The sequence below is a fragment of the Brevundimonas sp. NPDC055311 genome (assembly GCF_053645695.1).
The window spans coordinates 718,421-745,248 of the sequence record NZ_JBSHMV010000001.1; the positions used below are offsets into that span (position 1 = coordinate 718,421).

Below are 26,828 nucleotides of genomic sequence, written 5' to 3' on the forward strand. Positions count from 1 at the left end.
GCCTACCAGCGGCCGCCGCTGCGGGCCGGACGCAGGGACGAGATCTTGTCGTTCATCCCCGTATTGCGCAGGTCGCGCATATCGCCGCGCACGATCTCGCAGCGACCGCGATAGTTGGCGTCCTCGCAGACCTCCCAGCTTCCCCGTGACAGGCGGATCGAGCTGATCGCATCGTTCATGCCCAGGTTGCGCAGGTTCGGGACCTCGTTGCGGAAGCTCATCGACTGGCCGCGATAGTCGGCGTCGCGATAGACGGTGATCGAGGACTGGCCCCAACCGCCGTTGCCAGGCCGGCCGTCGTTCCACCCGCCGCCCGGACGCCCCGGACGGCCGCCGTTCTCGAAATCGCCCTGAAAGCGGCCGCAGGCCAGGCGGCCGTCGCGGTTGACGATCTCTTCGCTGGAGCAGCGCGCCAGTTCGATCGAGGTTTCGCGCATATTGCCCCGCATGTCGCGGCAATCCGCATAGAGGCGGCCGCGATTCACATAGGCCCCCGAGCAGCTCTGGGCGTAGGACCCGCGCGGCGCGCCGCGCGCCTGAACCTGGGCTTCCGCCGAACTCACGTTCACGACGGAGAAACCGCCCGCCGCCATGACCAAACCTGCCGCTGCAACCACGAACTTCTTCATGACACGGTCTCCTTCGAGATCTCTCCCGGCGCACAACGCGCCCTGGCCCTGAATGTTCATCATGCCAGATGAACCTTCGCTGTATGAGGGCGACAGACGACGTTTTCATTTCAACTGAAATCACCTATAAAGGTCTTCTCGCGCCCGGCCGAAAAGGTCGGGCGCCGTCGATTCAAACGCCCGTTTTTTGGGCCGCAACCGCCGGGATCCATGCCCATGACCGACATCCTGATGCCCAAGGCCACCGCGGTCTGGCTGGTGGACAACACCTCGCTCTCGTTCGAGCAGATCGCCGACTTCTGCGGCCTGCACCCGCTCGAGGTGCGCGGCATCGCCGACGGCGACGTGGCGCGCGACATCCGCGGCGCCGACCCCATCGTCAACGGCCAGCTGACCCGCGAAGAGCTGGACAAGGCCCAGAACGACGAGAACTACCGCATGAAGGCCGTGGTCAGCCGCCACGCCGAACTGCTGAAGCCGGCCAAGTCCGGACCGAAATACACGCCGGTCTCGCGCCGTCAGGACCGCCCGGACGCCATCATGTGGTTCGTCCGCAACCACCCGGAAGTGACCGACGCCCAGATCGCCAAGCTGCTGGGCACCACCAAGGCCACGATCGAGAGCGTGCGCAACCGCACCCACTGGAACTCCGCCAACATCAAGCCGGTCGATCCGGTGACCCTGGGCCTGACCGGCCAGCTGCAGCTGGACGAGGTGGTCCGCAAGGCCGCCGACAAGAAGGCCAAGGACGACGCCAAGAACGGCGTCCTCCAGCCCGTCGAGCCTGAGGTCGAGCCGGAAGTCGTCGCTGAGGAAGAGGCCGAGCCGGACTATGGCTCGGGCGCCGAGCCCACGGCCGAGTCCGTGTTCGGTTCGCGCGACTGATCTCCTATCGATCGACGGATACAAAACGGCCCCGGAAGAGCGATCTTCCGGGGCCGTCGTCATTTCAGGTGGGAAGCCCGCTAGTGGGTTCGGGATTCCAGACTGTTGATCTCTTCCTTAAGTCGCAGTTTTCGCTGCTTCAGCTCCCTGAGGTGTGTCGGGTCCGCGGTGGGCCGGCGCATCTCCTGCTGGATGGTCTCATCCAGCGACCGATGGCGATTACCCAATTCGCGAATACGAGCCTCGATGGTCATGGCTTGCGCCTCCATGTCTAAGGGACCACTACACTGAGCGCCCGGTTCGGCGAGGTGTGGAATCACATTGCAGTGACCCTCGCCGCTCCGAACACGGACAGGTTGGAGACGAAATTGGCCGATGTTGTGAACACGACCGTTCGGGCGCCGGCGCCCTCTCGGCTAGTCGTTGGAATCTCTGGCGCTTCAGGCGTCGTCTATGGCGCGCGCGTGCTGGACGCCCTGCGCGAACTGGGCGTCGAGAGCCATCTGGTCGTCACCCGCGCCGCCCTGCTCACCTTGTCGCAGGAGACGGATCTCACCCCCGACGAGCTGACGGCCAAGGCGGACGTGGTTCACCGGCTGAACGACGTGGGGGCGACCATCTCCTCCGGCTCCTTCCGCACCCTGGGCATGATCGTGGCGCCCTGCTCGGTGCGGACCATGAGCGAGATCGCCACCGGCGTGACCTCGACCCTTTTGACCCGCGCCGCCGATGTGACGCTGAAGGAGCGCCGCCCCCTGGTGCTGATGGTGCGCGAGACGCCGCTGCACCTGGGTCATCTGCGCACCATGACGGCCCTGGCCGAGATGGGCGCCGTCATCGCCCCGCCCCTGCCCGCCTTCTACGCCCGTCCCGACAGTCTGGAGCAGATGGTCGACCAGTCGGTCGGGCGGGCGCTGGACGTCTTCGGCCTGGACTGGTCGGCCGTGCGCCGCTGGGAAGGCCTGAAAGGCGGGAGCGAGGCATGAGCGACGATCTGTGGACCTGGGCCTGCGCCGCCTACGCCGCGCCGGGCGCGGCCGAGGCCTGCCTGTCGCTTCAGGATTATCACGAGCAGAACGTGCCCCTGCTGCTGTGGGCCGCCTGGACCGCCGTCACAGGGCGTCGCCCCGACGAGGAGACCATCGAGGCCGCCTGCGACACCGCCCGCGCCTGGCAGACCACGACCATCGCCCCCCTGCGCGCCGTGCGCCGCACGCTGAAGACGCCCGTGCCGGACCTGGAGACCGACGCTCGCCTGGCCGTGCGCGAACAGGTGAAGGCCATCGAACTGGCCGCCGAGCGCCATCTGCTGAACGGGCTCGAAGCCCTGTCGCCCGCTCCGACCGGCGCGCCTCGCCCGCCCGTCGACGCCATGGCCGAAACGGCGCGCCTGTGGGATCGCGTCGTGCCGCGTCCGGCGCTCAGAACCCTGTCCGACCTGCTTCCGACCTGACGCCAGCTCAGCTATAATCCCCCGGTCCGGGGCCTGACGATGAACGACGACGAACCTTACCTGTCCGAAGAAGACGAGGCGCTGCGCGCCGAACTGGCCCGCCTGCTCCAGGAGCACGCCGACCTGGACGCCTCCATCGAGGCGCTCGGCCACATGCCCGCCCCGGATCAGCTGATGATCGCCCGTCTGAAGCGCAAGAAGCTGGCCCTGCGCGACGACATCGTGAAACTTCAGGACCAGATCCTGCCCGACATCATCGCGTGATTGTCGTCGACGCCCCGGAGCAGGCCCATCAAGCCCTGACCCTCCTGCGCGAACGCCTCGGCGTCTCTCTCAAGGCTGTCTATCTGCATGGCTCGGCGGTGAGCCAGGGCCTGCACGCCCATAGCGACATCGATCTGCTTATCGTCGTCAACGCGCCCATTGCAAACGAGACCCGGCGCGAACTGCTGCAAGATCTGAGCGCCGTCTCGGCGCCGCCCGGCGATTCCCGACTTCGACCTCTGGAAGTCATCGCATTCCTGCTTCGAGAGCTGGATCTCCCCGCCTACCCCGCCCGCGCCGAGCTCGTCTTCGGAGAATGGCTCCGCGAAGCCTTCGAGGCCGGCCGTCTGCCCGAAGGCGGGGCGGATCCTGAGTTCACCCTCATGCTGGCCCAGGCCCGTCTGGAGGCCCGCCCGCTTTTCGGACCGCCCGCCGCCGACCTGCTGCCCGCTATAACTCGACAGGACATAAGGCGCGCCATCCACGACAGCCTGCCGATCTTGCTCGCCGCCCTGGCTGAGGATGAACGCAACGGGCTGCTGACGCTCGCGCGCATGTGGCGGACCGCGAAGGACGGGGCCTTCGTCTCCAAGGCAAGGGCGGCAGAGTGGGCTCGGCTTCAGTTGTCGCGCACCGCCTCTGACGCGCTCGCCCTGGCTCGTGAGGAATACCTTGGCGCGCGGTCGGTCGACTGGAGCAACCGATCCGCCGAGGTCCAGACCGCCGCCCTGGAACTGGCGCAGAGAATTCGCGCGACGCTCTGAGGCGCGCCCTTGCCCTAGAGCGGCAGGACCGAGGTGTCCTTGACCTCTTCCATCACCGCATAGGTGCGGGTCTCGCGCACGCCCGGCATGACGATGAGGGTGTCGGCCAGGAAGACGCGGTAGGCGGCCATGTCCCTCATCCGAACCTTGACCAGATAGTCGAAGCCCCCCGCCACCATGTGGCATTCCAGCACCTCGGGCGAGCGGCGGATGCGCTCGGCGAACTGGTCGAAGATGTCCGAGGTCGTGCGGTCCAGCAGCACCTCGATGAAGATCAGCAGTTCGCGCTCGGCGAACTTCGGGTCGATCAGGGCCGTATAGCCGGTGATGACGCCGCGCTCGCGCAGGCGGCGCACCCGCTCGAAACAGGATGACGCCGACATGTTGCAGGCGGCGGCCAGATCCTGATTGGTGATCCGTCCGTCCTGCTGCAGCACCCGCAGGATGCGGCGGTCGGCGTCGTCCAGCTTGTATTCCCCAGCGCTCATGCGCTCTCCCCCTCTACGCTTTACAGAATCCCGACACTGACAAAGCCGCGCGTGATCCGCAACGCGTCTGTCAGTGTCGGAAGGTCGACGTCTGTCGACGTCGGCCCGGTCTCGATTATTGTCCAGAACGGGTCGCCGCCGCAGCCTGCTTGCTCTGGGCGATGAAGGCCTCCATCTCGGCGGTCATGGCCGGGATGGTGGCGACGCCGATGGCCAGCAGATGGTCGTGGAAGGCGCGGATGTCGAAGTCGGCCCCCAGTTCCGCCTCGGCCAGACGGCGCAAGCGCACGATCTCGATCTCGCCCAGCTTGTAGGACAGAGCCTGACCCGGCCAGGTGATGTAGCGGTCGATCTCGGTGCCGACCTCATGGTCGGACAGGGCGGTGTTCTCGCTCAGGAAGGCCACCGCCTGTTCGCGGGTCCAGCCCTTGGAGTGGACGCCGGTATCGATGACCAGACGCGCCGCGCGCCACATCTCATAGGTCAAGCGGCCGAAGTCCTCATAGGCGTCTTCATAGATTCCCATCTCCACCGCCAGCTTCTCGGTATAGAGGGCCCAGCCCTCGCCGAACGCCGAGATGTAGGTCTGGGCGCGATAGTCGGGCATGGGCTCATGCTCGCGGCGCAGATTGCCCTGCCAGGCGTGGCCGGGGTTGCACTCGTGCACCGTCAGCGCCGGGATGTTGTAGCGCGGCCGCGACGGCAGGTCGTAGGTGTTCAGCAGACAGACGCCGTTGCCGCCCCGACCGGCCGTGTAATAGGGCGCGATGGCGTCCGGCACGGGGATCAGGCTGAAGGTGTCGCGCGGCTTCAGGTTGAAATACTGGCCGATCTTGCCGTCGACCTTCTTGATGACCCAGGCGCCGTGCCACAGCAGGTGTTCCGGCTTGTCATAGTGGAACTGCGGGTCGGTCTTCAGGAAGTGGATGAAGCCCGCGAAGTCGCCGGTCCAGCCGGTGCTGCGCATCACCGTCTCCATCTCGGCCCGGATGCGAGCGACCTCGGCCAGGCCGATCTGATGGATCTGATCCGGCGTCAGGTTGACGCTGGTGTATTGGCGAATCTGCGTCTGATAGAAGTCGTCCCCATCCGGCAGGCGGTTGGCGCCCAGGGTGTCGCGCGCGCCCGGCACATATTCGTCTCGAATGAAGCTCAGCAGGGTGCGGTGCGCCGGCACGACCTGCTGCTGGATCACCTGAACGGCAGCGGCGCGCAGACGCGCCTTGTCCGCCTCGGCCATGGTCGCGGGCATGGTCAGGAAGGGCTTGTAGAAAGGATTCTGCGTGACGTCCGTCGGTTCCGTGACCGCCAGGATCGACACGTCGCGGCCCACCAGGGAGGCCTTCGGCTGGGTGAAGCCGCGCGCCAGGCCGGCGCGCATACTGGTGATCTGCTGATCGAAATAGCGCGGCGTGTCCCGCATCTGGGACAGATAGCGCTCATAGTCCTCGACCGAGGTGAAGGTCGCATTGCCCATCCCCGTCAGCGACGACCAGAACGAGCTGTCCGAGTTGAACGGCATCTCATACAGCCGGTGGCGGCCGTCATCGACGAAGTTGTCGATCTGATGCTTGTAGACGGCGTAGTTGGTGCGCTGGTTCGGCGACAACTGCTCGGGCGAGATGGCCTCGAGACGGCGCTGCACGGCCGTCCAGTATTCCAGACGACGCTGCTGGGTGGCGGCGCTGACGTCCGGCAGAGTGCTGGGTTTGGACGCCCGCGACGGAATCTCTTTCTGACGCCAGGCCCACTCCTCGGCGGCGATGGCCTCGAACCGGGCGTCCAGGGCCGAGGGCGCGGCGGCGGCGGCCGAAGCCGAAGCGGCCCGGGCCTGTTGCGGAGCGGCTAGGCCCCCTACGGCCAGAATCCCGACAGCGACCGCCATGGCCCCGAAAGCAGTGAGAGACTTCATCGTCTTTCCCCCCGAAAAACACAGGGACGCCGGGCGGCGTCCGATAAGGCAAGAAGCCGCCCGTCACCGGGCGGCTTCACTACTCTGGATCAGAATCGGGCGTTCACGCCAACGTAAACGTAACGACCCAGGTTGTTGTAAATGCTGGCGTTGAAGCCATTGTACAGACCCGTCCCGGTCCAGGTGAATGCGGTCTGCGGCGGCGCTTCATTGGTGAAATTGTTCACACCGGCGAAAACCGAGTAGCGGTCGAAGCGGTATTCAGCCCGGATGTCGTGCGTCAGCCACGACGGGGCTTTCCACACTTCATACGCGCCTACCTTGTCCTGGTTGCTCCGCAGCACGCTGCTCAGATACTGATTGGCGTAGGAGAGCGACAGACGGTCATAGTCCCAGGACACGCGGAAGTTGATCCGGCGCTTGGGATTGGGCGCCTCGCCCGCTTGCTCGTCGCGCACGCTGGCGTCGCCCGGAACCGGATCATAGGTCAACTCGTCCAGGAAGCCGGCGGCCGCGCTGAGCGACAGCGAGCCGTAGTCCGGCAGACCCAGCTTCGCCAGATCCGTGCGGTAGGACGCAGTCACGTCCCAGCCCGAGTTGGTGTACTCGGCGACGTTCATGACCTGGTTCACCACGCTGGCGATGTTGCCGTCGGGGCCGCGCGTGACATTGGGACAGAACTGGTTGTCCAGGGTCGGGCTGTCGACGCAGTTGTTGATGATGGTGCGCGCGCCCAGCGAGGCGATCACATCGCTGATCTTGATGTCGTAGTGATCGACGGTGACCGCCAGGCCCGGCAGGAAGGACGGCGTCAGGACAACGCCCAGGGTCAGGGTTTCGCCCTCTTCCGGCCGCAGGTCGGGGTTGCCCTTGCTGATAGCGGGCTTGGTCGCGATCGACTGGGTGAAGCCCGGATCGATGCCCAGGGCCGCGCAGTTCGCCTTGCGGTTGTCAGGGAAGTTCCCGATGTTCAGGCGCGTCGCGTCGCAAGGGTCATCGAACAGGTTATAGCCTTCGCCGCCGCCGTCGAACAATTCGCTGATGTTCGGCGCCCGCACAGCCTTGGCGTAGTTGGCGCGGAACCGGATGTTGCGATCGACCGTCCACTCCATGCCCAGGCCGTAGCTGCTGTCGCCGCCCGTGGTGGTGTAGTCCTGGTAGCGATAGGCCGCCGTCAGATCCAGGTATTGGATGAACGGCACATCGGCCAGCAGGGGCAGATTGACCTCGCCGAAGACTTCCTTGGACTCATAGGCGCCCTCGGTCCGGGCCTGTTTGTTCTGGAAGATCAGCCCCTGCTGCGAGCGGATGTCCGGGATCGCGCTGCTGGCTTCCTTGCGCCACTCCACGCCCGCCGCGAAGGCGACCGGCAGGCTGGTTCCGCTGAACAGCGAGGGATAGGAGAACAGCTCGCCGTTGACGCTGGCCACCGCGTTCCACTGGCGGATGCGGTCGTTGCGGACGGTGTAGATGTAGGAATAGTCGATCGCTTCCGGGGAGCCCTGATAGGCCCCGAACAGGTTCAGCGGCTGACAGCCCCGCGCCCGCGCATCCACGCTGCGGCAGACGATCTGCCCGTTCTCCGTAATAGCGTCGATCGACTCATAGAACTCCTTCTGCAGGCGGTCGAAGTTGGTGAACTCCGACTCGGTCTGGCCGTAGTTGACGTAGGCCTCGAACCGCCAGCCGTTGCTGAAGGCGCCGTCCACGCCGGTCACGAAGCGGGTGGTGTCGTACACGCTGCGCGAGGTACGGATGCCGAAGTCGGTATCGATGCGGGTGATGTCGAAGAACTTCATGTTGGCCTGAGCCAGCATGGTCTTCAGCTCATCGGGCAGGAAGGCGTTGTCCGCCTGGATGCGATAGGCGTTGCCCGTGGACATGCCCGGCGAGCTGTCGGCGAAGGTGCCGTTCCGCGCCTGGCTGCTGGCCTCCATGTGGAAATACTTGGCTTCGGCGAACAGGTTCAGTTCGCTGATGAAGTCGACCGAAGGCTGGAACTGGTGACGCAGTTGCAGTTCGCCGCCGAAACGCTCGACCGGCGTGCGCAGCATGTCGTCGCGCAGTTGGAAGCCGTCGCCGCCGATCGATTGCTTCTGCTCGCGCCCGGCGCCGTCATACAGGATCTGGCCGCGGTCGAACGGAACCAGCTTGCCGTCCGGCGTGAAGGTCAGGGCGAAGGCCTTGTTGGAGCCGATCGCATCGACGATGACCGGGGTGAAGAAGTTGTTCTGGGTGTTGGTGTAGACGTCCCGCGCCTGGATGAAGGAAGGCAAGCCGTCGTCCGGGCTCTTCTTGTTCGGGTTCGGGATTTCGGCCAGGGCGCTCATGGCGTAGTCGCGCTCGTGGCGGAACAGGCCCTCGGACTTGTCATAGGTCAGGGCGCCCATGATGTTGGTCCGGTCATCGTTGAAGTTCCGCCCCACCGCGACCGAGCCGTAGTAGGTGTTCGGGCCGTCGGCCGAACCATACTGCGACTGGAAGGCGACGCCGTCGAAGTCCTGCTTGGTGATGAAGTTGACCACCCCGGCCACGGCGTCGGCGCCATAGACGGCCGAGGAGCCGCCCGTCACCGTGTCGATGCGTGCGATCGTGGTCTTCGAGATGGAGTTGACGTCCACCGCGCTGGTGCCCGCCGAACCGGCGACGTGGCGGCGGCCGTTGACCAGCACCAGGGTGCGGCTCGACCCCAGATTACGCAGGTTCAGGGTGGCCAGGCCCTGGCCCGACACCGAGTTGGTCGTGCTGGAGGCCGAGGAGCCCAGGCCGACCTGCGGTTGGCGCGTCATGGCGTCGATCAGATTGGTGACGCCGGTGTTCTCGATTTCCTGGGCGTCGACGACGTTGACCGGGGTCGCGGCCTCGACGTTCGGACGCCGGATACGCGAGCCGGTCACCACGATATCGGCGACGGCGCTGGCTTCCGGCTCGGCGGCCGGCGCTTCGGATTGAGCCCAGGCAGGCTGGGCGGCGGCGGCGGCCGTGACGGCCAGACCGGCGATTATCGTCCCGGTCTTCAGATACGCAGACAGTCTCATTGGATCACCCCTCGTTTTTTGATCTGAACCCAGGCGCGCCGTCCCCATTTCGGCGTCGCCTGCGTCGCTCTTTTTTGGATCAGCGCCCGGCGGACGCCTCTCCCCGTTCGGCTTTTTGCCGATCGACCATGGCCCGGACGTCGGCCAGCAGGGCCGGAGCGTCGTAGGCGACCCCGCGCGCCACCGTCCAACGCACCCCGCCCACCGTCTCGATGCGGTTTTCGGGGCTCAGGCGCTCATGTCCGGTGCCGTAAAGGGTCTTGAAGTTGGCCAGCGGATTCTCGGTCGTGATGACCAGATCCGCGCTCATGCCGGGCCGCACGACGCCGAAGGTCGGCGCCTTGCCCGTCGGCTCGGTCAGGGTCGTCGCCCCGTCCATCGTCGCGGCGCGCACGATCTCCAGCGGGTTGAAGCCCGCCTCCTGCAGCAGCTCCAACTCTTCAATGTAGCCGAAGCCGTAGAGCTTCCAGATGAAGCCGGAATCCGACCCCACCGTCACCCGGCCGCCGATCTTCTTGTAGTCGTTCACCAGACGCATGAACCGCTCATAGAAGCGGCGCCACGCCACCTCGTTCGAGGTCGTCCAGTCGAAGAAGTAGCTGCCGTGGTTGTCGCGCGTGGACTGGAAATAGTCCGCCAGCGTCGGCAGGGTGTAGATCTGATGCCATGGCGCATTGCGCGCCCGCATCAGGTCGCGCGACGCCGCATAGATGGTCATCGTCGGGTCGAAGACGACGCCGGTCGCCTTCTGCTCCTCCAGGTATTCGAACCACTGCGGCGTGCCGGGCTCGACCTCCTTCCAGATTTCCGCAGCCTCGCCGAAGCGCATCTGCTCATCGTAGAAGTTGTAGTCGGTCGGATAGTTCTGGATGCTGCGGCCGCCCAGCAGGGCTTCGAAGTGGCCGTAGAAGTGGGTCACCGTGCCGAGGCCAGCCTCGGCCAGATCGCGTGCGTTCAACTGGGCCACGCCCGGCTGGGCGATGTGGGCCACCGTGCCCATGCCGTTCTTCTTGGCCTCGTCGATGGCGGCCAGGACCACCTCGGGCGTTTCATCGCCGCGCAGGAAGAATTTGATCCCGTCGATGCCGTTGGCCGCGCCCCAGCGCACCCATTCGCGCGCCATCTGCTCATTGCGGATGCGGCCGCGGGACCAGCCCGAACCCAGGGTCTGATAGTTGAAGATGCGCGGCGCGACGATCTCGCCGCGCGCCGAGCGGGTCTTTTCCGATACGGCGATGTCCTGCGGCGCTAGGCTGACGCCGCGCACCGTGGTCACCCCGTGGGCCAGCCACAGCTTGTAGACATACTCCAGGTCCGGCGCCTTCTGCGGGCTGCCGCCATGGGCGTGGGCGTCGACGAAGCCCGGCATGACATACATGCCGCGCGCGTCGATCTCGTGCGCCGCGTTCAGCGGCGGTCGCCCCTCGCGCTCCGGCAGGCCCGGCCAGCCCGCCTGGATGATGTCGGTGATCTTGTCGTTCTCGATGACGATATCGACCGGCCCCATCGGCGGCGCGCCCGTGCCGTCGATCAGCATGGCGCCGCGCACCACCATCAGCGGATAGGGACCGAAGCCCTCGTCGGCGCGCCGCGGCGGGGCCGGATTGAGCGTAGCGCGCGCCGGCGCCGCCTGGGTTTGGGTCTGGGCCAGCACCGCGCCCGGCGCACCCGCCAGCAGCAGCGCAGCCGCGCAGACAGCCCCCGCCCTCTTGAAGACAGCCTTCGCCCCTGTCGTGGTCCGCAAGCCGCAATCCCTCCCAAGATCGGGGGCCGCAGCCCCTGCAAGCGTCTGTCCGGCGCTTGGCCGGCTCCTTGAATCGCTACCATTCCGAGGGAAGCATGAGCTTCGGATATTGCAGTTATGACGAAATAAAATTCACAAGAGCTTCGAAAAACTGAGCCATCTTCGAAATGCGCAATTTCAGGCGCAATGCGGGATAGAGGCGTTGTTTCTGCGGTAAATCTGAATTTATGATCCAATGATCAGGATATAAAGCGGCCTTTCAGGGTCGTTTTTTCTGTTGCGGCATAGCTTGGCGCCCCCAGGTTATCGCCAATAATGCTACGGAAAAACGCCGTTATTCCGAATATTTTTACAATCGCCGCCAAGGATCGTCCGGGGGAGACGCATGAGTTTCATGACACGCCGCAAGGCTCTGCCTGCGCTGGGGGGCGCAGCGCCCAAAGCCCACGGGCTCAAGCCGACCCTGTCCTGGCCCCACCTGGTGGCCTTGGGCGTCGGCGCCATCGTGGGGACCGGCATCTACACCCTGATCGGCGTCGGGGCCGAACGGGCGGGGCCGGCGGTCATGCTGGCCTTCGTCATCGCGGGCGTCGTCTGCGTCTGCGCCGCCCTGGCCTACGCCGAGCTGGCGACCATGATCCCGGAATCGGGTTCGGCCTACACCTATTCCTACACCACCCTGGGCGAGGGAGCGGCCTGGATGGTCGGGTGGAGCCTGATCCTGGAATACACCGTGGTCTGCTCCGCAGTGGCCGTGGGCTGGGCGGGCTACTTCTCCGGCATGATGGAGGGGATCGGCATGGGCCTGCCCGCCGTGCTGACCTCGGCGCCGTCGCAGGGCGGCATCGTCAACCTGCCCGCCGTGATCATCGTCGCCGCCGTGGCGGGCCTGCTGGTCGCCGGCACGCGTGAGAGCGCCTCGATCAACGCCGTGCTGGTGGTGGTCAAGATCGCGGCCCTGATCGCCTTCGTGGCGATCGCCCTGCCCCACTTCAACCCGGACAACCTCAAGCCCTTCATGCCCTACGGCTTCTCGCACGGGGTCGGGGGCCAGATGGGCGTCATGGCGGCGGCGGCCATCATCTTCTTCGCCTTCTACGGCTTCGACGCCGTGGCCACGGCGGCGGAAGAAACCCGCAATCCCGCCCGCGACCTGACCATCGGCATCATCGGTTCGATGGTGGCCTGCGTCGCCATCTATATGGCCGTGGCCATCGCCGCCCTGGGCGCCATGCCCTTCACCGAGTTCATGAAGTCGCCCGAACCCCTGTCGCACATCGCGCGCACGGTCGGCTCGGACCTGTGGGCCACCCTGATCGCGGGCGCGGCGGTCGTCGCCCTGCCCACCGTCATCCTGGCCTTCATGTTCGGCCAGAGCCGCATCTTCTTCGTCATGGCCCGCGACGGGCTGCTGCCCCGCAGCCTGGCCCATGTCTCCAAGCGCTCGGGCGGGCCGGTCCGCGTCACCGCCGGCACCGCCGTGCTGATGGCGATCATCGCCGGCTTCATCCCCCTGGGCGATCTGGCCGCCCTGGCCAATGCGGGGACCCTGGTCGCCTTCGCCTCGGTGGGTCTGTGCCTGATCGTGCTGCGCCGTCGCGAACCTGGTCGTCCGCGCGTCTTCCGCGCCCCGGTCTGGTGGCTGGTCGGGCCGGTGGCCATCGCCGGCTGCGTCTATCTGTTCTTCAGCCTGCCCGCTTCGACCCAGATCAACTTCGTCATCTGGAATGTGATCGGGGTGGTCGTCTACCTGCTCTACAGCCGACGCAACAGCCTGCTGAACGGCTAGAGCGAAATCGGTTGAGTTGGACCCATGTCCAACTCAACTCAGATATTCGCCCCAGATAATTCTGGACCATTGTTCTGGGTTCAGTCGATCCCGACTGAACCGAAAATGGTCTAAGGAAAAAAAGGGCGCCGAGGCTGACCTCGGCGCCCTTTTCAATTCGTCATCGGGTCGCTTCCGGCCGCGCCTTCTTCCTCAGCCACATGGCCGCGTCCGCTTCAGACAGCCAGACCTCGGCGTCCGCCTGTCCGGCGAATGCGCGCACACCGAACGAGCCGCCCAGGGGCAGACGCTCGCCTTCCCAGACAAAGCCGTCGCTGTTCAGGGCCTCGCTCAACCGCCGCGCCTTCTCCCGTCCCTCCTCGGCACCTGCGTTCATCAGCACCACGGTGAACTCATCGCCGCCCATCCGGCCCACGGCGTCGGATTCGCGCACGTTCGCCAGCAGCAGCTCGGCCACGGCGATCAGGGCGGCGTCCCCCGCCGCATGGCCCAAGGCGTCGTTAACGCCCTTGAACCCGTCCAGGTCGAGATACAGCAACGCCGCCTCGACTCCGTGGCGTCGGCAATAGGCCAGGTTGCGCGCCAGAACCGCCATGAAGCCCCGCCGGTTCAGCGCCGGCGTCAGCACGTCGTGGTCCGCCAAGGCCTCGGCCCGCTCCGCCCGTTCGGTCAGGGCCGCCACCTCGGCGCGCAGGCGCGCGATCTCGGCCTGCGATTCCGCATCGGCGCCCGCAGCGGTCGTCTGTTCGGCCAGGTGGTTCAAGGCGGGCTCCGGCGTCGCATTTCCGGCCGACTCAAGCCCCCGCGACGCAGCTGAGTCTAGCGTCCTCGGTTGCGGGCGCAACGCGGGTGCTGTAACGGGCCGCTTTCCGCTTGGGGAGCCTTTGCGCATGACCGCCTCCACGCCGCCCGTTTCAACGACTCCGGTCGCCATCATCATGGGCAGCCGCTCGGACTGGCCCACGATGAAGCTGGCCGCCGACCGCCTGGACCAGTTGGGCGTCGCCTGGGAGGCCAAGGTCGTCAGCGCCCACCGCACGCCCCACCGCCTCTATGACTTCGCCACCACGGCCAAGGCGAACGGCTTCAAGGTCGTCATCGCGGGCGCAGGCGGCGCGGCCCACCTGCCCGGCATGGCCGCCTCCATGACCGATCTGCCGGTGCTGGGCGTGCCGGTCCAGTCCAAGGCGCTGAAGGGCCTCGATTCCCTACTGTCGATCGTCCAGATGCCCGGCGGCGTGCCCGTCGCCACCCTGGCCATCGGCGAGGCGGGCGCCGCGAACGCCGGCATCCTGGCGGCGCAGATCCTGGCCTTGTCCGATCCCGCCCTGGCCGAGCGCCTGTCGGCCTTCCGCGCCGCCCAGACCGAATCCGTCGCCGAAAGCGTCGAGGACTGATGCCCGATCTTCCTCTGCCTCCCGGTTCGACCCTCGGCATTCTTGGCGGGGGCCAGTTGGGACGGATGCTGAGTCAGGCCGCCTCGCGTCTCGGCTTCGACGTGGTGATTCTCGACCCCCAGCCCGACAGCCCGGCCGCCCGCGTCTCGCGCGCCCAGATCACCGCCCCCTATGACGACCCCGACGCGCTTCAGGCTCTGGGCCGTCTGTGCGACGTCGTCACCTTCGAATTCGAGAACGTCCCCGCCGCCTCGGTCGAGACCCTGGCCGAAGCGGGCGCCCTGGTCGCGCCGGGACCGACGGCTCTGGCCGTGGCCCAGGACCGGGTGGACGAGAAGACCTACCTGAACGCCGTCGGCGCCCCGACCGTGGCCTTCGCCGCCGTGACGACGCTGGACGACCTGACCGCCGCCATCGCGACGCTTGGCCTGCCCGCCCTGCTGAAGACCCGGCGCGAGGGCTATGACGGCAAAGGCCAGGTCTGGATCCGCGACGCCGCCGATGCGGCTGCCGCCTTCGACGCCATCGGCCGCCGCCCCGCCGTGCTGGAGGCCGCCGCCGTGTTCCAGCGCGAGTTATCGGTCATCGCCGCGCGCGGCCGCGACGGCGCCGTCGCCGTCTATCCTCTGGGCGAGAACGTCCACCAGAACGGGGTGCTGAAGACCACCACCGCCCCCGCCGCCGTCGACCCGGCCACGCAGGAACGCGCCGAAGCGATCGCCGCCGCCGTTCTGGACGGCCTCGACTACATCGGCGTCATGGGCATCGAACTGTTCGACATGGGCGACGGCGAACTGCTGGTGAACGAGGTCGCCCCGCGCGTCCACAACACCGGCCACTGGACCCAAGACGGCTGCGTCTGCGACCAGTTCGAGCAGCACATCCGCGCTGTCGTCGGCTGGCCGCTGGGCCCGAGCAACGCCCACGCCCGCATCGAGATGACCAATCTGCTGGGCGATGAAGTCGAACAATGGCGGACGCTGGCCGCCGAGCCCAACGCCCGCCTGCACCTCTACGGCAAGCACGACGCCCGGCCGGGGCGGAAGATGGCGCACATCAACCGCATTCTCTGACCCTTCTCCCGATGGGAGACGGCTTGAGCGCACGAGAGCGCAGCGATCGTTCTTGCGCGAAAGGGTGAGGGTCGACGCTCAGCCGTTGAGGCGCCTCACGTGCGTCTTCACGGCTTCGATCAGCCGCTCCGGCGCCTCATATGCCTGATCGTTCGTCACCCGGATCACGGTCCAGCCCAGCGCCTCAAGCACGCGCTGCCGCTCAAGATCACGCGCCGCCACTTCGTCCAAACGATGCACCCCGCCGTCGATCTCGATGATCAGGCGCAGCCGATCGCAGGCGAAGTCCGCAAAATACGGCCCGACAGGGTGCTGGCGGCGGAACTTATGTCCGTCGATCTTTCCGCCGCGCAGAGCCGCCCAGACACGCTCCTCCGCGCGCCCTGAAGACTGGCGCAACGCCCGCGCATGGTCGGTTCGCGAGTTCGCCATCAGAAGACTGTGCGGACGACGAGAGGGAACGGCAAGCCGGGAACCCTCACCCTTTCGCCTTGCCAATCGCTTCGCTCTTGGAGGCTCAAGCCCTCTCCCATCGGGAGAGGGTCGCCTATGCCTTCGCGCCGTATCTCAGCCGACCCAGCACATCGGTGATCGCATTGATCGGCGCGTCGAAATCCTTGCCCGCCTTCCACTTCTCGAAGGCCATGACGTTGTCGATGCGGCGGGCGACGAAGGCTTCCGCCGCATCGCGCCCGTCGAACCAGCGCATGGTCAGGGCGGGAATCAGGATGCCGCCGAGAATCGCCCGTTTGGAGTAGTGATTCTGGTCCGTCGCCGTATCGCCCGCCCAGCGCCACAGATGGTCCGCCGTCTCCCACGCCAGCTTGAAGCCCAGGTCGACGTTGGTCGGCAGGCTGAGGAAGCCCGCGCAGCGCTTGGCCGCCTCGATATCCTGCGCCCCCGCCTCCATCCGCGCCGAGACGGCGGCGGCGATTCGTTCGCGAATCTTCATCGTGGCGGCGGGCGTCGCCTCCAGCGCCTTCAGGGCGCGGGCGTCGTGACGACGCGACAGCAGGACCGCCAGATCGCGCGGGCCGTTGGGCAGCAGCAGTTCCTGGTCGCCCAGCGACAGGCCGCACGCCTCGCACGCGGCGCGCGTCAGGCGCGCGTTCCAGCCCAGCGCGGGCGCGCGTTCAATGGCCGCATCCAGAACGGCCTGTTCTGTGCGGTCGGCCCAATCGCCTTTCGGAGCGGTCTCGGCTGTCTCGGTCATAGGCGGCACGATACGCCCATCCGGCGGGCGTTTCGAGCCATCACGATTGGGCGCGACGATCTGGACATGCCCCCCCCGATCATGTATCAGCGCGCCTTCACTTGAGAGGCCCTCCTCTCGAGCGTGGTTTTGTTTTGTCTGCCCGTCTCCCTTGGAAAGGACGCGGCGGGCGGCCAAAGGAGAGAGACCCCTGGTTCAGATTTTTGTCCGCGACAACAATGTCGATCAGGCGCTGAAAGCCCTGAAGAAGAAGATGCAGCGCGAAGGCAGCTTCCGCGAAATGAAGCGTCACGTGCACTTTGAAAAGCCGTCGGAAAAGCGCGCTCGCCAGAAGGCTGAAGCCGTCCGTCGCGCCCGCAAGCTGGCCCGCAAGCGCGCCCAGCGCGAAGGCCTGCTGCCGGCTCCGAAGGGTCGCGGTCGCTAAGACCCGCTGACGCCTGAAAGATCAAAGGCCGCCCCGGATCGCCGGGGCGGCCTTTTTCTTTGTCTGTTTGCCTCCACTCTCCCCGCAACCGCCGGGATGAGCGGGAGAGGGGCAAGACCTCCCTCCCCCGAACCTCACCGTCCGGTCACGGCGCCCATGAAGCTCTTCCAGCTCAGCTTCACGTCCGACAGGGCGCCCGTGCGGAAGGCGCGGCCCGCCGCCCAGATCATCAGGGCCGCGAACAGGAACATCCCGACTAGGCCGCCGATGATCTCGATCAGGGGCGGCCCGCTGGGCGCGCGCGCGGCCATGACGAAGGGGGTGAAGGGCGGGATCAGGCTGATGACCTTCACCACCATGGCGTCCGGGGTGCGGATGGCCATCTGCATGACCAGGATCGGCACGACCAGCACCATCATGATCGGCCCCATCAGGGTCTGGGCGTCACGCGGCGTGTCGCAGAAGGCGCCGATGGCGGCGAACAGCACCGCATACATCAGATAGCCGCCGACCAGGAACAGCAGGAAGTAGACGAACAGGCCGTCCGTCAGCAGCACCGAGCCGATATCCCGCGCCACGTCGGGCATCGTCGCGATCAGGCCGACGGCGCCGATGCCGCCCCAGGCGCCCAGAACGGCCAGCGTCAGCAAGGCCACGCCCAGCACCTTGCCCGCCAGAATCTCGGTCGCCGAGGCCGAGGACAGCAGCACCTCCAGGATCTTGTTCGATTTCTCCTCCATCACGCTGTTCAGCAGGATGGAGGCGCCGGTGATGATCAGCGACCACAGGATGAAGCCGACGGCCAGGCCGACGATGACCGGCAGCTTGTCACGGAACGACACCTCGCCCCCCGACGCCGCGCGCGGCGAGAAGACCGAGACCTCCGGCCGGAAAGTCTCCGTATCCGACACCACCGCCGGGTCGATGCCGCTGGCGACGAAGACGCGGCTGCGGTTGGCGGACTTCAGGGCGTCGCGGATGGCGTCCTCGACCACGTCGTCGGTGGCGCGGCCGGTCCAGACGCGGGCGCCGGGCTTGCCCTCGGTCTCGGTCAGGAAGACCACGGCGTTCAGCTTCTCGCCCTCGGGCGCGTCCTTGTCGACGTAGCGGCGGGCCAAGGCGTCGCGCGCCTCGCCCGGCGCGGCGGCCGTCAGGTCAGCAGGCGCCTCGACCAGTTCGAACGCGCGCTTGGGCGTCTTGAAGCTTGCCCCGGCGCGCGGAGCCTCCTTCTTCAGCGCCTCCAGTCCGGCGTCGAAACCGCCCTTCTCGGCGGCCTCGCGCACGCGGTCGCCGCCCGCCGTCCCGGCCTCGGGCACGGCGGCCATGCGCAGGGCGGCGATGTCGGCGCGCCCGCGTTCCGTCTCCAGCGCCTGGCGCACGGCGGCGGCCAGGCCGGACCCGGCCGGGGTTTCATCGATGATGACCGCCTCGCGCACCGGCTCGGCGTGCTTCATCAGGACCGGAATGGCGCCGCCCAGGACGGCGAACAGCGGAAAGGCCAGCAACGACAGCCAGAAGCCGACCGTCTTGGCGTAGGCTAGGAACTCGCGTCGCGCGATCAGAAGAATCCGGCTCATCGGGCGGCCTCCATCGTGTCAGCCTTGCCGACGGACTGGTCCTCATCCGGGTGGTCGCCGGTCAGGGCGATGAAGGCGTCATGCAGGGTCGGCTCCTTCATCTGGAAGCGCCGCACGTCCAGTCCGCCCAGGAAGGCGGCGCGCAGGGCGCCTTGCGCTTCGGCTCCCGGCGTCAGGCCGACGCGCAGGGTGCTGACGGCGCCGTCCTCAGCCAGGGTCTCGATGCCGCTGACGCCCGGCAGGGCCGCGACGGCGGTCCGATCCAGCGCCCCTTCCAACTCCAGGAAGCGCGGCGAGGTCGCCCGCGCCTCATCCACCGTGCCCTCGAATGCCTTACGCCCGCGCGCCAGCAGCACGACCTTGTCGCACAGGCGCTCTGCGTGCTGCATGACGTGGGTCGAGAACAGCACCGTCGCCCCATCGGCGGCCAGAGCGCGGATCATGGCCTCCAGCCCCTGCTGATTCATCGGGTCCAGCCCCGAGAACGGCTCGTCCAGAATGACGAACTCCGGCTGATGCACCACCGAGGCGATCAACTGGACCTTCTGCGCCATCCCCTTGGACAGGTCCTTCATCTTCTTCCGGCTGGCCTCGCCCAGACCCATCTGCTCCAGCATCTCGCGGCCGCGACGACGGCCTTCGGGCAGCGGCAGGCCCTTCAGGGCGCCGAAGAAGGCGATGGCGTCGACCGGCGTCATCTTCTTGTAGAGACCCCGCTCCTCGGGCAGGAAGCCGATCCGGTCGCGCACCTTGCGCCCGTCGTCCGCGCCCAGGATGTCGATGCGGCCGCTGGTGGCCGGCTGCAGGCCCAGGATCATCCGCAGGGTCGAGGTCTTGCCCGCCCCGTTCGGCCCCAGAAAGCCGCAGATCGAGCCCTTCTCGACCTGAAAGCTCAGGTCGGAGACCGCCTGAAAGCCTCCGTATCTCTTGCTGATTCCGTCCAGCGTCAGCGCCGCGACCATTCGGTCCCCCTGCGATAATCCAAGGATCGAATCTAACGGCAGGGCGCGCCTTGTGGAAAGGGTATTTTACATTACGGTTTGGTCATGATCTCGCATCGCCTGATGCGGTCAGGCCGGGGCCTTCACCCGGATGTCGAAGCTCTGGCCGACGATCTTGGCGGGGTCGACCTGGCCGCCGTTGCGGCGCACCTCGAAATGCAGGTGCGGGCCGGTCGAATAGCCGGTCGAACCTACCAGACCGATGCGCTCGCCCGCCGCCACCGCCTTGCCCGAGTGGACGTCGATGCGGCTGAGATGGCCGTACAGGCTGGTCATGCCGTTGGGGTGCTGCACCTCGATGAAGTTGCCGTAGCCGCCAGCCTGATAGCCCGCGCGCAACACCTTGCCCTCGGTCGTGGCGAAGACGCTGGTGCCGGTGGGGGCGGCGATGTCCACGCCCTTGTGCGCCCGCGCCTTGGCCTCGATCGCCAGCTTGCGCAGGCCGAAGGGCGAGTTGATGCGATAGCCCTTCAGCGGCGCCTCGAAGACGATCTTGCGGGTGACGGGACCGGCGGGCTCGGCCACCGCCTTCACCGGCGGGGCGATGGGGGCCGAGACCTCTGCGACCTTTTCGGGCGCGGCCGAGATCATGCCGGCGGGCGCAGCCGCCATGGCCAGGACCGCCAGGCCGGCCAAGGCGCCCGTCTGGCCGAAGCGGATCACATGCGGCCGCACGGCCGGGGGAACTAAACGCATACTCTAACGACTCATTCTGAGCGCTTCGTCAGCGCGGGAGAACCGTCAGGAAGGCGCGCATACGCACGCAGATGGCGAAAACAGGGTTCGCCGACGGCCGGACTTGACCGTCTTTTGCAATTTCACCGGGACATGAATGGGGCGCCCCGAGGGCGACACGGCGTCGCACCTCGGGAACCTTCGTTTCTCGGCCTACAGCGGCAGGCTGAGCTTCACCGCCGCCATATGGCTGTCGGCATGGTCGCCGAAGCGGCCCTTGTAGCCGATCGACACCTTCAGCCGCTCCATGACCGTGCCCTCGATTCCGGCGGCGGCCAGCACCTGCCCGCCGAACGGCAGGTCGACGTCGCGGGCCAGGACCTGGGCCGGATTGCCCAGGATGCCGGTGCGCACCGCATCGCTGTCGTCGCTCAGGCTGTCGCGATAACCGCCCTCGGCATAGAAGCGCACCCGCTCGGTCCCGCCCTCGGCGCGCAGGGCGATCTCGGCCGTCGTCGCCTGCACCGAGCGGTCGGCATAGGCGTATTGCGCCGCCGGCCCCTGCTCATGGAAGCCGTCGACATCGGCGTTGATCCAGGCCACCGCCGCGCGAGGCGACAGGGCGAAGCCGCCCAGGTCGAACCACATCCCGCCCTGCAGCCGTGCGCCCGTTGAGACCCCGCGCGTCGAACCGCTGTGGACGATCGGCGCCAGACTGGTCAGGCGGTTGATGTCGTTGAAGTCGTCCTGCGCCACGCCCGCCGCCGCATTGACGAAGACGTCGCCCGAGCGCCAGCCGCCGTAGACGTCCAGCCCGAAGCTGTCGACGTCGGCGCGCAGGGCGCCCGCATCCACGTCGGCGTTGCGATAGGAGCCGGCCAGGCCGAAGCGCAGGCTGTCCGTTCCCGACTCCAGGGCGATGCGCACGCCGTAGCCGTCGGAGGTCGCCTTGCCGATGGCGCCGCGCGCATCGGTCTCGGTCTTGTCGGCCAGACCCTCGACCGAGATCGAAGTTCCCCCCGTCCACGCCTCGCGCCCTGACAGGGCCGCGGTCGAGCCGTCCAGCGCGTCCTCGCGGTGACGCCAGGCCGTCTCGCCCAGCACCGCCGTCTGGCTGCCCAGATCGCCGTAGTAGAGGTAGTCATTGGCCAGTTGCGCGATCACCGCATGACCCTTGGCCGTCGGATGCACCCCGTCGAAGTAGAAGTAGTCGTCCGGGTTCGAGCACAGGCTGGCGCCGTCGAAGCAGGCCTGGGTCACGTTCGACACCCCGAAGGCGCTGGGATTGGCGGCCACCACGTCCCCGACCTTGAACAGATCCATCAGGATGATGTTGGTCCCCTGCTGGGCGGCCGCCGTCGCGGTCAGTCCGGTCAGAAGGGCGCCGTTGAAGGTGGTGACGGCGTAATCGGCCAGCGGCGCGGCCGGCGTGCCTCGAAACTGGGGCGTGATGCTCAGCTTGGGCAGGTTGGTGACCAGCACCGTTCCCGCCCCGGCCTGGGCGATGCCGTTGACGATGAAGTTGATGTCCGCCGCCGCGCTCTGCGCCACCGGTGCGATGGCGGCTGTCGGATTGGCCGACGCCCCCGCTACAGGCAGCCCCTGGAAGATGTTGTTCGCCCCGCCCAGCACGCTGACCAGATCATTCGATCCGAAGGTCCCGCCGCGTTGCAGATACTGCCCCAGTTGCGCGCGCATTCCCGGCGGCGAGGCCTGGCTGTCGGTACGCGCCCCGCCGAAGGCGTAGTTGATGCTGCCTGTCACCGGCCCCATGAAGTTGGCGGCGTCGAAGCCCAGCCGCTCGGTGAACACCGGCCCGTTGGAGAATCGTCCCGCGCCAAAGGGCGGCGAGGGCGGCGTCGACCCGCCCGTCGCCAGATAAAGGTTGCCGTTGTCCGACAGGCTGTCGCCGAACACCACCAGCCGATCATAGGTCTGGGCCGAGGCGGCCCCGGCGACAGACGCGGCGGCGAGCGTCAGGGCGGCCAGCGCCGCACTGCGAAGAAGACGAGACATCGATTTCCCTCCCATCGACCGTCCGTATGCGGTCGTTATCCGCCACTCTGCGCCGCTTTTGTCAGGACGCAAAGATGACGTCGGGGAAGGTGATCGACGATCAGTGCAACCGCCGGAAGCGGATCGTGCCCGGAAGCTGCTTCAGCGCCGTCAGCGCCTCGCGGTCATAGTCGCGGTCCACGTCGGTGATGACATAGCCCGTCCGCTCGTCCGTCTTGAGGTGCTGGCCCAGAATGTTCAGGCCCGCATCCGACAGGGCGCGGTTCAGCTCGGCCAACACGCCCGGCTGGTTGCGGTGGATGTGCAGCAGACGGTGCGCGCGCGTCACCTCGGCCAGTTGCACGTTCGGCAGGTTGACGCAGAAGGTGGTGTCGCCCCGGTTCAGATAGCCCAGCAGGCGCTCCGCCGCGAACTCGGCGATGGCTTCCTGCGCCTCCTCGGTCGAGCCGCCGATGTGCGGGGTCAGGATGGTCTTGTCCAGGCCGACCAGAGGGCTGTCGAACGGGTCGGCGTTGGTGCGCGGCTCCTCGGGGAAGACGTCGACCGCCGCCCCGCCCAGACGGCCCGACTTCAGCGCCTCGGCCATGGCGTCCACGTCGACCACATGGCCGCGCGACAGGTTCAGGAACAGGGCGCCCGGCTTCATCCTGGCGAACTGGTCGGCGCCGATGATGGCGGTGTTATCCTTGCGGCCGTCGACGTGCATCGTCACCACATCCGCCTCGGCCAGCAGAGCGTCCAGCGAGCGCATCCGCCGCGCATTGCCCAGCGCCAGCCGCTCGGACAGGTCGTAGAACAGCACCCTCATGCCCAGGTTCTCGGCCAGCACCGACAGCTGGCTGCCGATCGCGCCGTAGCCGACGATGCCCAGCGTCTTGCCGCGCACTTCGCGCGATCCGGTCGCCGACTTGTTCCACTTGCCCTTGTGCATCTCGCGCGACTTGTCGGCCACGTCTCGCATCAGGACGATCATCATGCCGATGGCCAGTTCGACCACCGAGCGCGTGTTGGAATAGGGGGCGTTGAACACGGCCACGCCCTTGTCCGCCGCCGCGTCCAGATCGACCTGATTGGTGCCGATGCAGAAGGCCGCCACGGCCATCAGCCGGTCCGCTGCGTCCAGCACCCTGCGGCTGACGTTGGTTTTGGAGCGGATGCCCAGAACGTGCACGCCCTTGATCGCCTCGATCAGGTCGTCCTCATCCAGCGCGCCCTTCATCGTCTCGACGGAATAGCCCGCCTCTTCCAGCCGCTCGACGGCGGCGGGGTGGACGTTCTCCAGCAGCAACATGCGGATGCGGTTGCGCGGATAGGACCAGCGACCGGCCACGCCCTCGGCATACAGCACCTCGTCCAGAGAGGCGGCGACGGCGTCGGCGGCCTCGACCACCTTGGGACGGCTGACGATCTCGGTGAAGGCGTAGAAGCGATCGGCCGCGCCCTGAATCTTGACCTCGGCGTCGGTCCAGCCGTCGCCGACCATGACCACGGGGCCTTCCAGGTTCAGCGCGCGGATCACCTCCGGCTTGCCGTTCTCGCGCGACAGGGGGTTGGCCTCGTCGGCGCCCGTCACCCGGCCTTCGTCGTCATAGATCAGGTCGTTGGCCAGCACATGATCCGCCGGCACGCCCAGCCGCTCGGCCAGGGGCGCGATCACTTCGCGGAAGCCGCCGGACAGGATGTAGATGCGCTCGGCGTGGCGCTGGAAGAAGTCGACGTTGCGGCGGATGGAGACGGTCGCCTCGTCCAGAATCCGGTCGGTCAGAGCCTCGACGTGTTCACGACGCAGGGCCAACAGTTCCAGCCGCTGTTTCAGCGCCTCGCCGAAGCCGATGCGGCCGTTCATGGCGTCGTCGGTCAGGGCCGCGATCCGGGCCTTGCGCTCGGCGGCGTCCGGGGCGTCCTTGAGCGCGAGGTCGGCCAGAGCCTCCAGCGTCTCGATGCGAACCAGGGTGGAATCGAAGTCGAAGATGAAGACGGGCGAGATCATGCGCGGCCTCTAGCCCCTCTTCGCATCCGCAGCAATAAAAAGGGGCGCCGCAGCGCCCCTTTCCGCACGATTTTTCCAGTTAAGCCCCGAAACCGGCTCAGCGGCCGCTGTTTCCAGCGCGACGACGGCTTTCCAGAGCCGCGGCCCCGATGGCGGCGGCGATGGTGGCCACGGCCAGAAGGGCGCTCCCTTCCTTGGCGTGATCGCGAGCGAAGTCTCCGGCGTCCTCGGCGTAGCGGCGCGCCTGCTTGGTGTAGCGGCGCATCGGACGGCGCGATTTCTTCCTGGCCCGGCGATACCATTGGTCGGCCCGATCGCGGGCGTCGGCGCCGAAACGTCCGGCCCGTTCATGAGCGTAGTCGCCCAGGTCGGCCGCGCGATGGGTCAGGTCGTCCGCCCCGTGACGCACGCCGCGCGCAATGTCGTCAAAGCGGTGACGCAGGGCCTCGGCGTCGAACCAGCCGCGCGGGTCGATGCGCGTCTTGATCCGCTCATAGCGGGTCGGGCCGCTGCGCTGGTTCAGCAGGATCGTCGCCAGACCCACGCCCGCCAGGACGGCCACGACGCCCGCCACGACGCCTGGGTGCTTGCGGACCTCGTCCACGACGTTGAACTCACGATCCATCATGTCAGACCTCTGGTAAGCGGATGGGGAAGGAAGCGGATTTTCAGCTAAGGGAGCGAGCTTCAGCACAAAGAGTTCCCTTGTCCCGGTCAAGCCTGCCGAACCGCGCTCGCTCGTGGCGCGGGCGACACGCCCTCCCCTTACCAAGCGGGCTTCGGCTCCCTATGTTGCGCCGCTTCCGACAGTTTTCAGGATTTCACGCCGTGACCGATCACGCGCCCGACGCCCCCATCGCCGCCCCGACGGACGACTTCGCCGCCGCCTTCCAGATCGAAGGCTGGCCGGTGCGCGGCCGCCTGGTCCGCCTGGGCGAAGCGGTCGACAAGATCCTGTCGGCCCACGCCTATCCCGAGCCGGTCGCCGCCCTGCTGGGCGAGGCCTGCGTCCTGGCCGCCATCGTCGGTTCGGCGCTGAAGTTCGACGGCCGCCTGATCGTTCAGGCCCAGGGCGACGGCCCGGTGCGCTATGTCGTCGCCGATTACGGCACGGACGGCCATCTGCGCGGTTTCTGCCGCTTCGACCCGGAAGAAGTGGCCAAGGCGTCCGAAGGCTTCGCCCGTCCGGGGGCCAAGACCCTGCTGGGCGGCGGCGTCTTCATCATGACGGTGGACCGCGGCGCCGACTTCGAACGCACCCAGGGCGTGACCCCCATCGAGGGCGAGAGCCTGTCGCTGTGCGCCGAACACTATTTCTCACAGTCCGAGCAGGTGCCGACCAAGGTGCGCCTGGCCGTCGGCGAGGTCGAAACCGACGCGGGCCGCGCCTGGCGCGCGGGCGGGGCGATGATCCAGGTCATCGCCGGCGACGAGTCGCGCGGCTCGACCGAGGAGGTGTGGGAGCGCACCCGCGCCCTATTCGCCACCCTGGGCGACGACGAGCTGATCGACCCGACCATCAGCGCCGAGACCCTGCTGTATCGCCTGTTCCACGAGGACGGCGTGCGGCTGGAAGGCGCCAAGGCCCTGGTCGCCGTCTGCCGCTGCTCGAAGGACCGCATCGCCACCGTGCTGCAGTCCTTCCCCGCCGAGGAGCGCGCCGAGATGGTCGAGGACGACGGCAAGATCCGCGTGACGTGCGAATACTGTTCGACCGCCTATGAGATCGACCCGGCCGAGCTGGAGACGACCGAGGTCTGATCCCTCAGATCAGCATGAAGACGGCGTTGCCGTAGTTGTGCAGCAGGACCGACAGCAGCACGCTGCCGGTCTTTTCGCGCAACCACGCCAGCAACAGGCCCGCCAGCCCCGTCGTCGCCATCGGCGTCCAGTCGAAGGTGAAGCCGCCGTCCTGATAGCCCAGGGCGTGGGCCAGGCCGAACGCCAGCGCGGTCAGCACCGCGCCCCAGCCCATCGGCGCGCCCAGCACGCGGACCGGCCGCCCGAACGCCTCGTTCAACATCAGCAGCAGCACGCCACGATAGAAGATCTCCTCGTCCAGCCCCGGCATGGTCAGTTGGAAGGTCAGGCTGTCGGCGTCGAACCCTTCGCCCGGCGCCCAGATCGCCAGGCCGAGGAACAGCAGGACCAGAAGACCCGACAGGATCAGCGCCCCCTTCAGCCCCTGCCGGTCCTGATGCAGGGTCAGCCCGCTGCGCCGCCATCCGACGATGGGCAGGCTGGCGACGGCCAGGGACAGCAGCACGGCCAGCGTCTTGCCTTCCCAGTTCCAGCGCGAGGGCCCGAAATCCAGCGGGATGTGGCCATAGCCGCGCGTCAGCACGGCGTCATAGACGGCCATCAGCAGCAGAGCCGCCGCCAGCCAGCCCCAGCGCACCTTGCCGCGCGACAGGACGGCGACCGCCCCGCCCGCCAGCGCGACCGCCCCGACCCAGCCCGACATGGCGATAATGGCGTCCGGCATGACTTCCCTCC

26 protein-coding genes are annotated in these 26,828 nt (G+C 67.4%); 10 read left to right on the forward strand and 16 right to left on the reverse strand.

Annotated elements, in window-relative coordinates; translation table 11 throughout:
• Nucleotides 1–2: 2 nt before the first annotated feature.
• Entirely contained in the window at nt 3–629 is a 627-nt protein-coding gene (locus ACWIDZ_RS03345; protein WP_312219873.1) for a beta/gamma crystallin-related protein, read from the reverse strand.
• A 216-nt stretch (nt 630–845) separates the two neighbouring features.
• Here ACWIDZ_RS03345 and ACWIDZ_RS03350 point away from each other — a divergent pair, with 216 nt between their 5' ends.
• Nucleotides 846–1,514: a DUF1013 domain-containing protein gene (locus ACWIDZ_RS03350; RefSeq protein ID WP_343828899.1), complete on the forward strand. Its 669-nt coding sequence runs from the start codon at nt 846–848 to the stop codon at nt 1,512–1,514.
• 80 nt (nt 1,515–1,594) lie between these two features.
• Here ACWIDZ_RS03350 and ACWIDZ_RS03355 read toward each other — a convergent pair whose 3' ends face one another.
• Nucleotides 1,595–1,768 (reverse strand): YdcH family protein, encoded by a 174-nt coding sequence (locus tag ACWIDZ_RS03355; protein WP_291776611.1) that lies wholly within the window; start codon nt 1,766–1,768, stop codon nt 1,595–1,597.
• 114 nt (nt 1,769–1,882) lie between these two features.
• On the opposite strand from ACWIDZ_RS03355, the gene ACWIDZ_RS03360 reads away from it, so the two are divergent.
• The 4 genes from ACWIDZ_RS03360 to ACWIDZ_RS03375 are packed head-to-tail and all read left to right on the forward strand — an operon-like array spanning nt 1,883 to nt 3,995.
• Complete coding sequence (locus ACWIDZ_RS03360) at nt 1,883–2,500, forward strand: UbiX family flavin prenyltransferase (protein ID WP_312219875.1); 618 nt, start codon at nt 1,883–1,885, stop codon at nt 2,498–2,500.
• On the forward strand, nt 2,497–2,967 hold the full coding sequence (locus ACWIDZ_RS03365) for a TIGR02444 family protein (protein ID WP_452111548.1): 471 nt from the start codon (nt 2,497–2,499) through the stop codon (nt 2,965–2,967). The genes ACWIDZ_RS03360 and ACWIDZ_RS03365 overlap by 4 nt, the downstream gene beginning before the upstream one ends.
• 39 nt (nt 2,968–3,006) lie before the next feature.
• Complete coding sequence (locus tag ACWIDZ_RS03370; protein ID WP_025978184.1) at nt 3,007–3,231, forward strand: YdcH family protein; 225 nt, start codon at nt 3,007–3,009, stop codon at nt 3,229–3,231.
• The gene (locus ACWIDZ_RS03375; protein ID WP_453988761.1) at nt 3,228–3,995 is read left to right on the forward strand and encodes an aminoglycoside adenylyltransferase domain-containing protein; all 768 of its coding nucleotides are present in this window, start codon (nt 3,228–3,230) and stop codon (nt 3,993–3,995) included. Before ACWIDZ_RS03370 ends, ACWIDZ_RS03375 begins: the two co-directional genes overlap by 4 nt.
• Nucleotides 3,996–4,009: 14 nt before the next feature.
• Here ACWIDZ_RS03375 and ACWIDZ_RS03380 read toward each other — a convergent pair whose 3' ends face one another.
• The 4 genes from ACWIDZ_RS03380 to ACWIDZ_RS03395 all read right to left on the reverse strand — a co-directional run bounded on the left by ACWIDZ_RS03380 (nt 4,010) and on the right by ACWIDZ_RS03395 (nt 11,177).
• Nucleotides 4,010–4,483: an Lrp/AsnC ligand binding domain-containing protein gene (locus ACWIDZ_RS03380; RefSeq protein ID WP_291776619.1), complete on the reverse strand. Its 474-nt coding sequence runs from the start codon at nt 4,481–4,483 to the stop codon at nt 4,010–4,012.
• 115 nt (nt 4,484–4,598) lie between these two features.
• On the reverse strand, nt 4,599–6,395 hold the full coding sequence (locus ACWIDZ_RS03385) for a DUF885 domain-containing protein (protein WP_453988762.1): 1,797 nt from the start codon (nt 6,393–6,395) through the stop codon (nt 4,599–4,601).
• Nucleotides 6,396–6,484: 89 nt separating this feature from the next.
• Nucleotides 6,485–9,433, reverse strand: coding sequence for a TonB-dependent receptor domain-containing protein (locus ACWIDZ_RS03390; RefSeq protein ID WP_453988763.1), 2,949 nt, complete (start codon nt 9,431–9,433; stop codon nt 6,485–6,487).
• A 79-nt stretch (nt 9,434–9,512) separates the two neighbouring features.
• Complete coding sequence (locus ACWIDZ_RS03395; RefSeq protein WP_343828895.1) at nt 9,513–11,177, reverse strand: amidohydrolase family protein; 1,665 nt, start codon at nt 11,175–11,177, stop codon at nt 9,513–9,515.
• A 385-nt stretch (nt 11,178–11,562) separates the two neighbouring features.
• On the opposite strand from ACWIDZ_RS03395, the gene ACWIDZ_RS03400 reads away from it, so the two are divergent.
• The gene (locus ACWIDZ_RS03400; protein ID WP_291776626.1) at nt 11,563–12,966 is read left to right on the forward strand and encodes an amino acid permease; all 1,404 of its coding nucleotides are present in this window, start codon (nt 11,563–11,565) and stop codon (nt 12,964–12,966) included.
• Nucleotides 12,967–13,126: 160 nt separating this feature from the next.
• On the opposite strand, the gene ACWIDZ_RS03405 is transcribed toward ACWIDZ_RS03400, so the two are convergent.
• Nucleotides 13,127–13,729: a GGDEF domain-containing protein gene (locus tag ACWIDZ_RS03405; protein WP_453988764.1), complete on the reverse strand. Its 603-nt coding sequence runs from the start codon at nt 13,727–13,729 to the stop codon at nt 13,127–13,129.
• Between the two features lie 127 nt (nt 13,730–13,856).
• On the opposite strand from ACWIDZ_RS03405, the gene purE reads away from it, so the two are divergent.
• Nucleotides 13,857–14,363, forward strand: coding sequence for a 5-(carboxyamino)imidazole ribonucleotide mutase (gene purE, locus ACWIDZ_RS03410; RefSeq protein WP_453988766.1), 507 nt, complete (start codon nt 13,857–13,859; stop codon nt 14,361–14,363).
• Complete coding sequence (locus tag ACWIDZ_RS03415; protein ID WP_453988767.1) at nt 14,363–15,436, forward strand: 5-(carboxyamino)imidazole ribonucleotide synthase; 1,074 nt, start codon at nt 14,363–14,365, stop codon at nt 15,434–15,436. The genes purE and ACWIDZ_RS03415 overlap by 1 nt, the downstream gene beginning before the upstream one ends.
• Before the next feature lie 78 nt (nt 15,437–15,514).
• On the opposite strand, the gene ACWIDZ_RS03420 is transcribed toward ACWIDZ_RS03415, so the two are convergent.
• Together ACWIDZ_RS03420 and ACWIDZ_RS03425 are read right to left on the reverse strand one after the other, a co-directional pair.
• Nucleotides 15,515–15,934 carry an endonuclease domain-containing protein gene (locus ACWIDZ_RS03420; protein WP_453988768.1) on the reverse strand — a complete coding sequence of 140 codons (420 nt, stop codon included), beginning with the start codon at nt 15,932–15,934 and terminating at the stop codon, nt 15,515–15,517.
• A gap of 49 nt (nt 15,935–15,983) precedes the next feature.
• A complete protein-coding gene (locus ACWIDZ_RS03425) occupies nt 15,984–16,649 on the reverse strand; it encodes a COQ9 family protein (RefSeq protein WP_346521022.1) in 666 nt (221 codons plus the stop codon).
• A 190-nt stretch (nt 16,650–16,839) separates the two neighbouring features.
• Here ACWIDZ_RS03425 and rpsU point away from each other — a divergent pair, with 190 nt between their 5' ends.
• Nucleotides 16,840–17,073 carry a 30S ribosomal protein S21 gene (gene rpsU / locus ACWIDZ_RS03430; protein ID WP_087139870.1) on the forward strand — a complete coding sequence of 78 codons (234 nt, stop codon included), beginning with the start codon at nt 16,840–16,842 and terminating at the stop codon, nt 17,071–17,073.
• A 134-nt stretch (nt 17,074–17,207) separates the two neighbouring features.
• On the opposite strand, the gene ACWIDZ_RS03435 is transcribed toward rpsU, so the two are convergent.
• The 6 genes from ACWIDZ_RS03435 to ACWIDZ_RS03460 form a co-directional block, all read right to left on the reverse strand.
• Nucleotides 17,208–18,650, reverse strand: coding sequence for an ABC transporter permease (locus tag ACWIDZ_RS03435; protein WP_453988769.1), 1,443 nt, complete (start codon nt 18,648–18,650; stop codon nt 17,208–17,210).
• A complete protein-coding gene (locus ACWIDZ_RS03440; protein ID WP_343828888.1) occupies nt 18,647–19,612 on the reverse strand; it encodes an ABC transporter ATP-binding protein in 966 nt (321 codons plus the stop codon). The genes ACWIDZ_RS03435 and ACWIDZ_RS03440 overlap by 4 nt, the downstream gene beginning before the upstream one ends.
• 108 nt (nt 19,613–19,720) lie before the next feature.
• Nucleotides 19,721–20,347, reverse strand: a complete 627-nt coding sequence (locus ACWIDZ_RS03445) for a M23 family metallopeptidase (RefSeq protein WP_453988770.1) — start codon at nt 20,345–20,347, stop codon at nt 19,721–19,723.
• 192 nt (nt 20,348–20,539) lie between these two features.
• Nucleotides 20,540–22,342 carry an autotransporter domain-containing protein gene (locus ACWIDZ_RS03450; RefSeq protein WP_453988771.1) on the reverse strand — a complete coding sequence of 601 codons (1,803 nt, stop codon included), beginning with the start codon at nt 22,340–22,342 and terminating at the stop codon, nt 20,540–20,542.
• 100 nt (nt 22,343–22,442) lie between these two features.
• Nucleotides 22,443–24,332, reverse strand: a complete 1,890-nt coding sequence (serA, locus tag ACWIDZ_RS03455; protein ID WP_453988772.1) for a phosphoglycerate dehydrogenase — start codon at nt 24,330–24,332, stop codon at nt 22,443–22,445.
• 97 nt (nt 24,333–24,429) lie between these two features.
• On the reverse strand, nt 24,430–24,960 hold the full coding sequence (locus ACWIDZ_RS03460) for a hypothetical protein (protein WP_453988774.1): 531 nt from the start codon (nt 24,958–24,960) through the stop codon (nt 24,430–24,432).
• 200 nt (nt 24,961–25,160) lie between these two features.
• Here ACWIDZ_RS03460 and ACWIDZ_RS03465 point away from each other — a divergent pair, with 200 nt between their 5' ends.
• A complete protein-coding gene (locus tag ACWIDZ_RS03465; protein ID WP_453988775.1) occupies nt 25,161–26,093 on the forward strand; it encodes an Hsp33 family molecular chaperone in 933 nt (310 codons plus the stop codon).
• 4 nt (nt 26,094–26,097) lie between these two features.
• Here ACWIDZ_RS03465 and ACWIDZ_RS03470 read toward each other — a convergent pair whose 3' ends face one another.
• On the reverse strand, nt 26,098–26,817 hold the full coding sequence (locus tag ACWIDZ_RS03470; protein ID WP_453988776.1) for a CPBP family intramembrane glutamic endopeptidase, BDIM_20840 family: 720 nt from the start codon (nt 26,815–26,817) through the stop codon (nt 26,098–26,100).
• Nucleotides 26,818–26,828: the final 11 nt, after the last annotated feature.

What these genes read in the sequence shown, in the direction of transcription:
- ACWIDZ_RS03345 (WP_312219873.1), bottom strand. Translation starts at nt 629, where the DNA reads ATGAAGAAGTTCGTGGTTGCAGCGGCAGGTTTGGTCATGGCGGCGGGC.
- ACWIDZ_RS03350 (WP_343828899.1), top strand. Translation starts at nt 846, where the DNA reads ATGACCGACATCCTGATGCCCAAGGCCACCGCGGTCTGGCTGGTGGAC.
- ACWIDZ_RS03355 (WP_291776611.1), bottom strand. Translation starts at nt 1,768, where the DNA reads ATGACCATCGAGGCTCGTATTCGCGAATTGGGTAATCGCCATCGGTCG.
- ACWIDZ_RS03365 (WP_452111548.1), top strand. Translation starts at nt 2,497, where the DNA reads ATGAGCGACGATCTGTGGACCTGGGCCTGCGCCGCCTACGCCGCGCCG.
- ACWIDZ_RS03370 (WP_025978184.1), top strand. Translation starts at nt 3,007, where the DNA reads ATGAACGACGACGAACCTTACCTGTCCGAAGAAGACGAGGCGCTGCGC.
- ACWIDZ_RS03380 (WP_291776619.1), bottom strand. Translation starts at nt 4,483, where the DNA reads ATGAGCGCTGGGGAATACAAGCTGGACGACGCCGACCGCCGCATCCTG.
- ACWIDZ_RS03385 (WP_453988762.1), bottom strand. Translation starts at nt 6,395, where the DNA reads ATGAAGTCTCTCACTGCTTTCGGGGCCATGGCGGTCGCTGTCGGGATT.
- ACWIDZ_RS03390 (WP_453988763.1), bottom strand. Translation starts at nt 9,433, where the DNA reads ATGAGACTGTCTGCGTATCTGAAGACCGGGACGATAATCGCCGGTCTG.
- ACWIDZ_RS03400 (WP_291776626.1), top strand. Translation starts at nt 11,563, where the DNA reads ATGAGTTTCATGACACGCCGCAAGGCTCTGCCTGCGCTGGGGGGCGCA.
- purE (WP_453988766.1), top strand. Translation starts at nt 13,857, where the DNA reads ATGACCGCCTCCACGCCGCCCGTTTCAACGACTCCGGTCGCCATCATC.
- ACWIDZ_RS03415 (WP_453988767.1), top strand. Translation starts at nt 14,363, where the DNA reads ATGCCCGATCTTCCTCTGCCTCCCGGTTCGACCCTCGGCATTCTTGGC.
- ACWIDZ_RS03425 (WP_346521022.1), bottom strand. Translation starts at nt 16,649, where the DNA reads ATGACCGAGACAGCCGAGACCGCTCCGAAAGGCGATTGGGCCGACCGC.
- ACWIDZ_RS03435 (WP_453988769.1), bottom strand. Translation starts at nt 18,650, where the DNA reads ATGAGCCGGATTCTTCTGATCGCGCGACGCGAGTTCCTAGCCTACGCC.
- ACWIDZ_RS03440 (WP_343828888.1), bottom strand. Translation starts at nt 19,612, where the DNA reads ATGGTCGCGGCGCTGACGCTGGACGGAATCAGCAAGAGATACGGAGGC.
- ACWIDZ_RS03445 (WP_453988770.1), bottom strand. Translation starts at nt 20,347, where the DNA reads ATGCGTTTAGTTCCCCCGGCCGTGCGGCCGCATGTGATCCGCTTCGGC.
- ACWIDZ_RS03450 (WP_453988771.1), bottom strand. Translation starts at nt 22,342, where the DNA reads ATGTCTCGTCTTCTTCGCAGTGCGGCGCTGGCCGCCCTGACGCTCGCC.
- serA (WP_453988772.1), bottom strand. Translation starts at nt 24,332, where the DNA reads ATGATCTCGCCCGTCTTCATCTTCGACTTCGATTCCACCCTGGTTCGC.
- ACWIDZ_RS03460 (WP_453988774.1), bottom strand. Translation starts at nt 24,960, where the DNA reads ATGATGGATCGTGAGTTCAACGTCGTGGACGAGGTCCGCAAGCACCCA.
- ACWIDZ_RS03470 (WP_453988776.1), bottom strand. Translation starts at nt 26,817, where the DNA reads ATGCCGGACGCCATTATCGCCATGTCGGGCTGGGTCGGGGCGGTCGCG.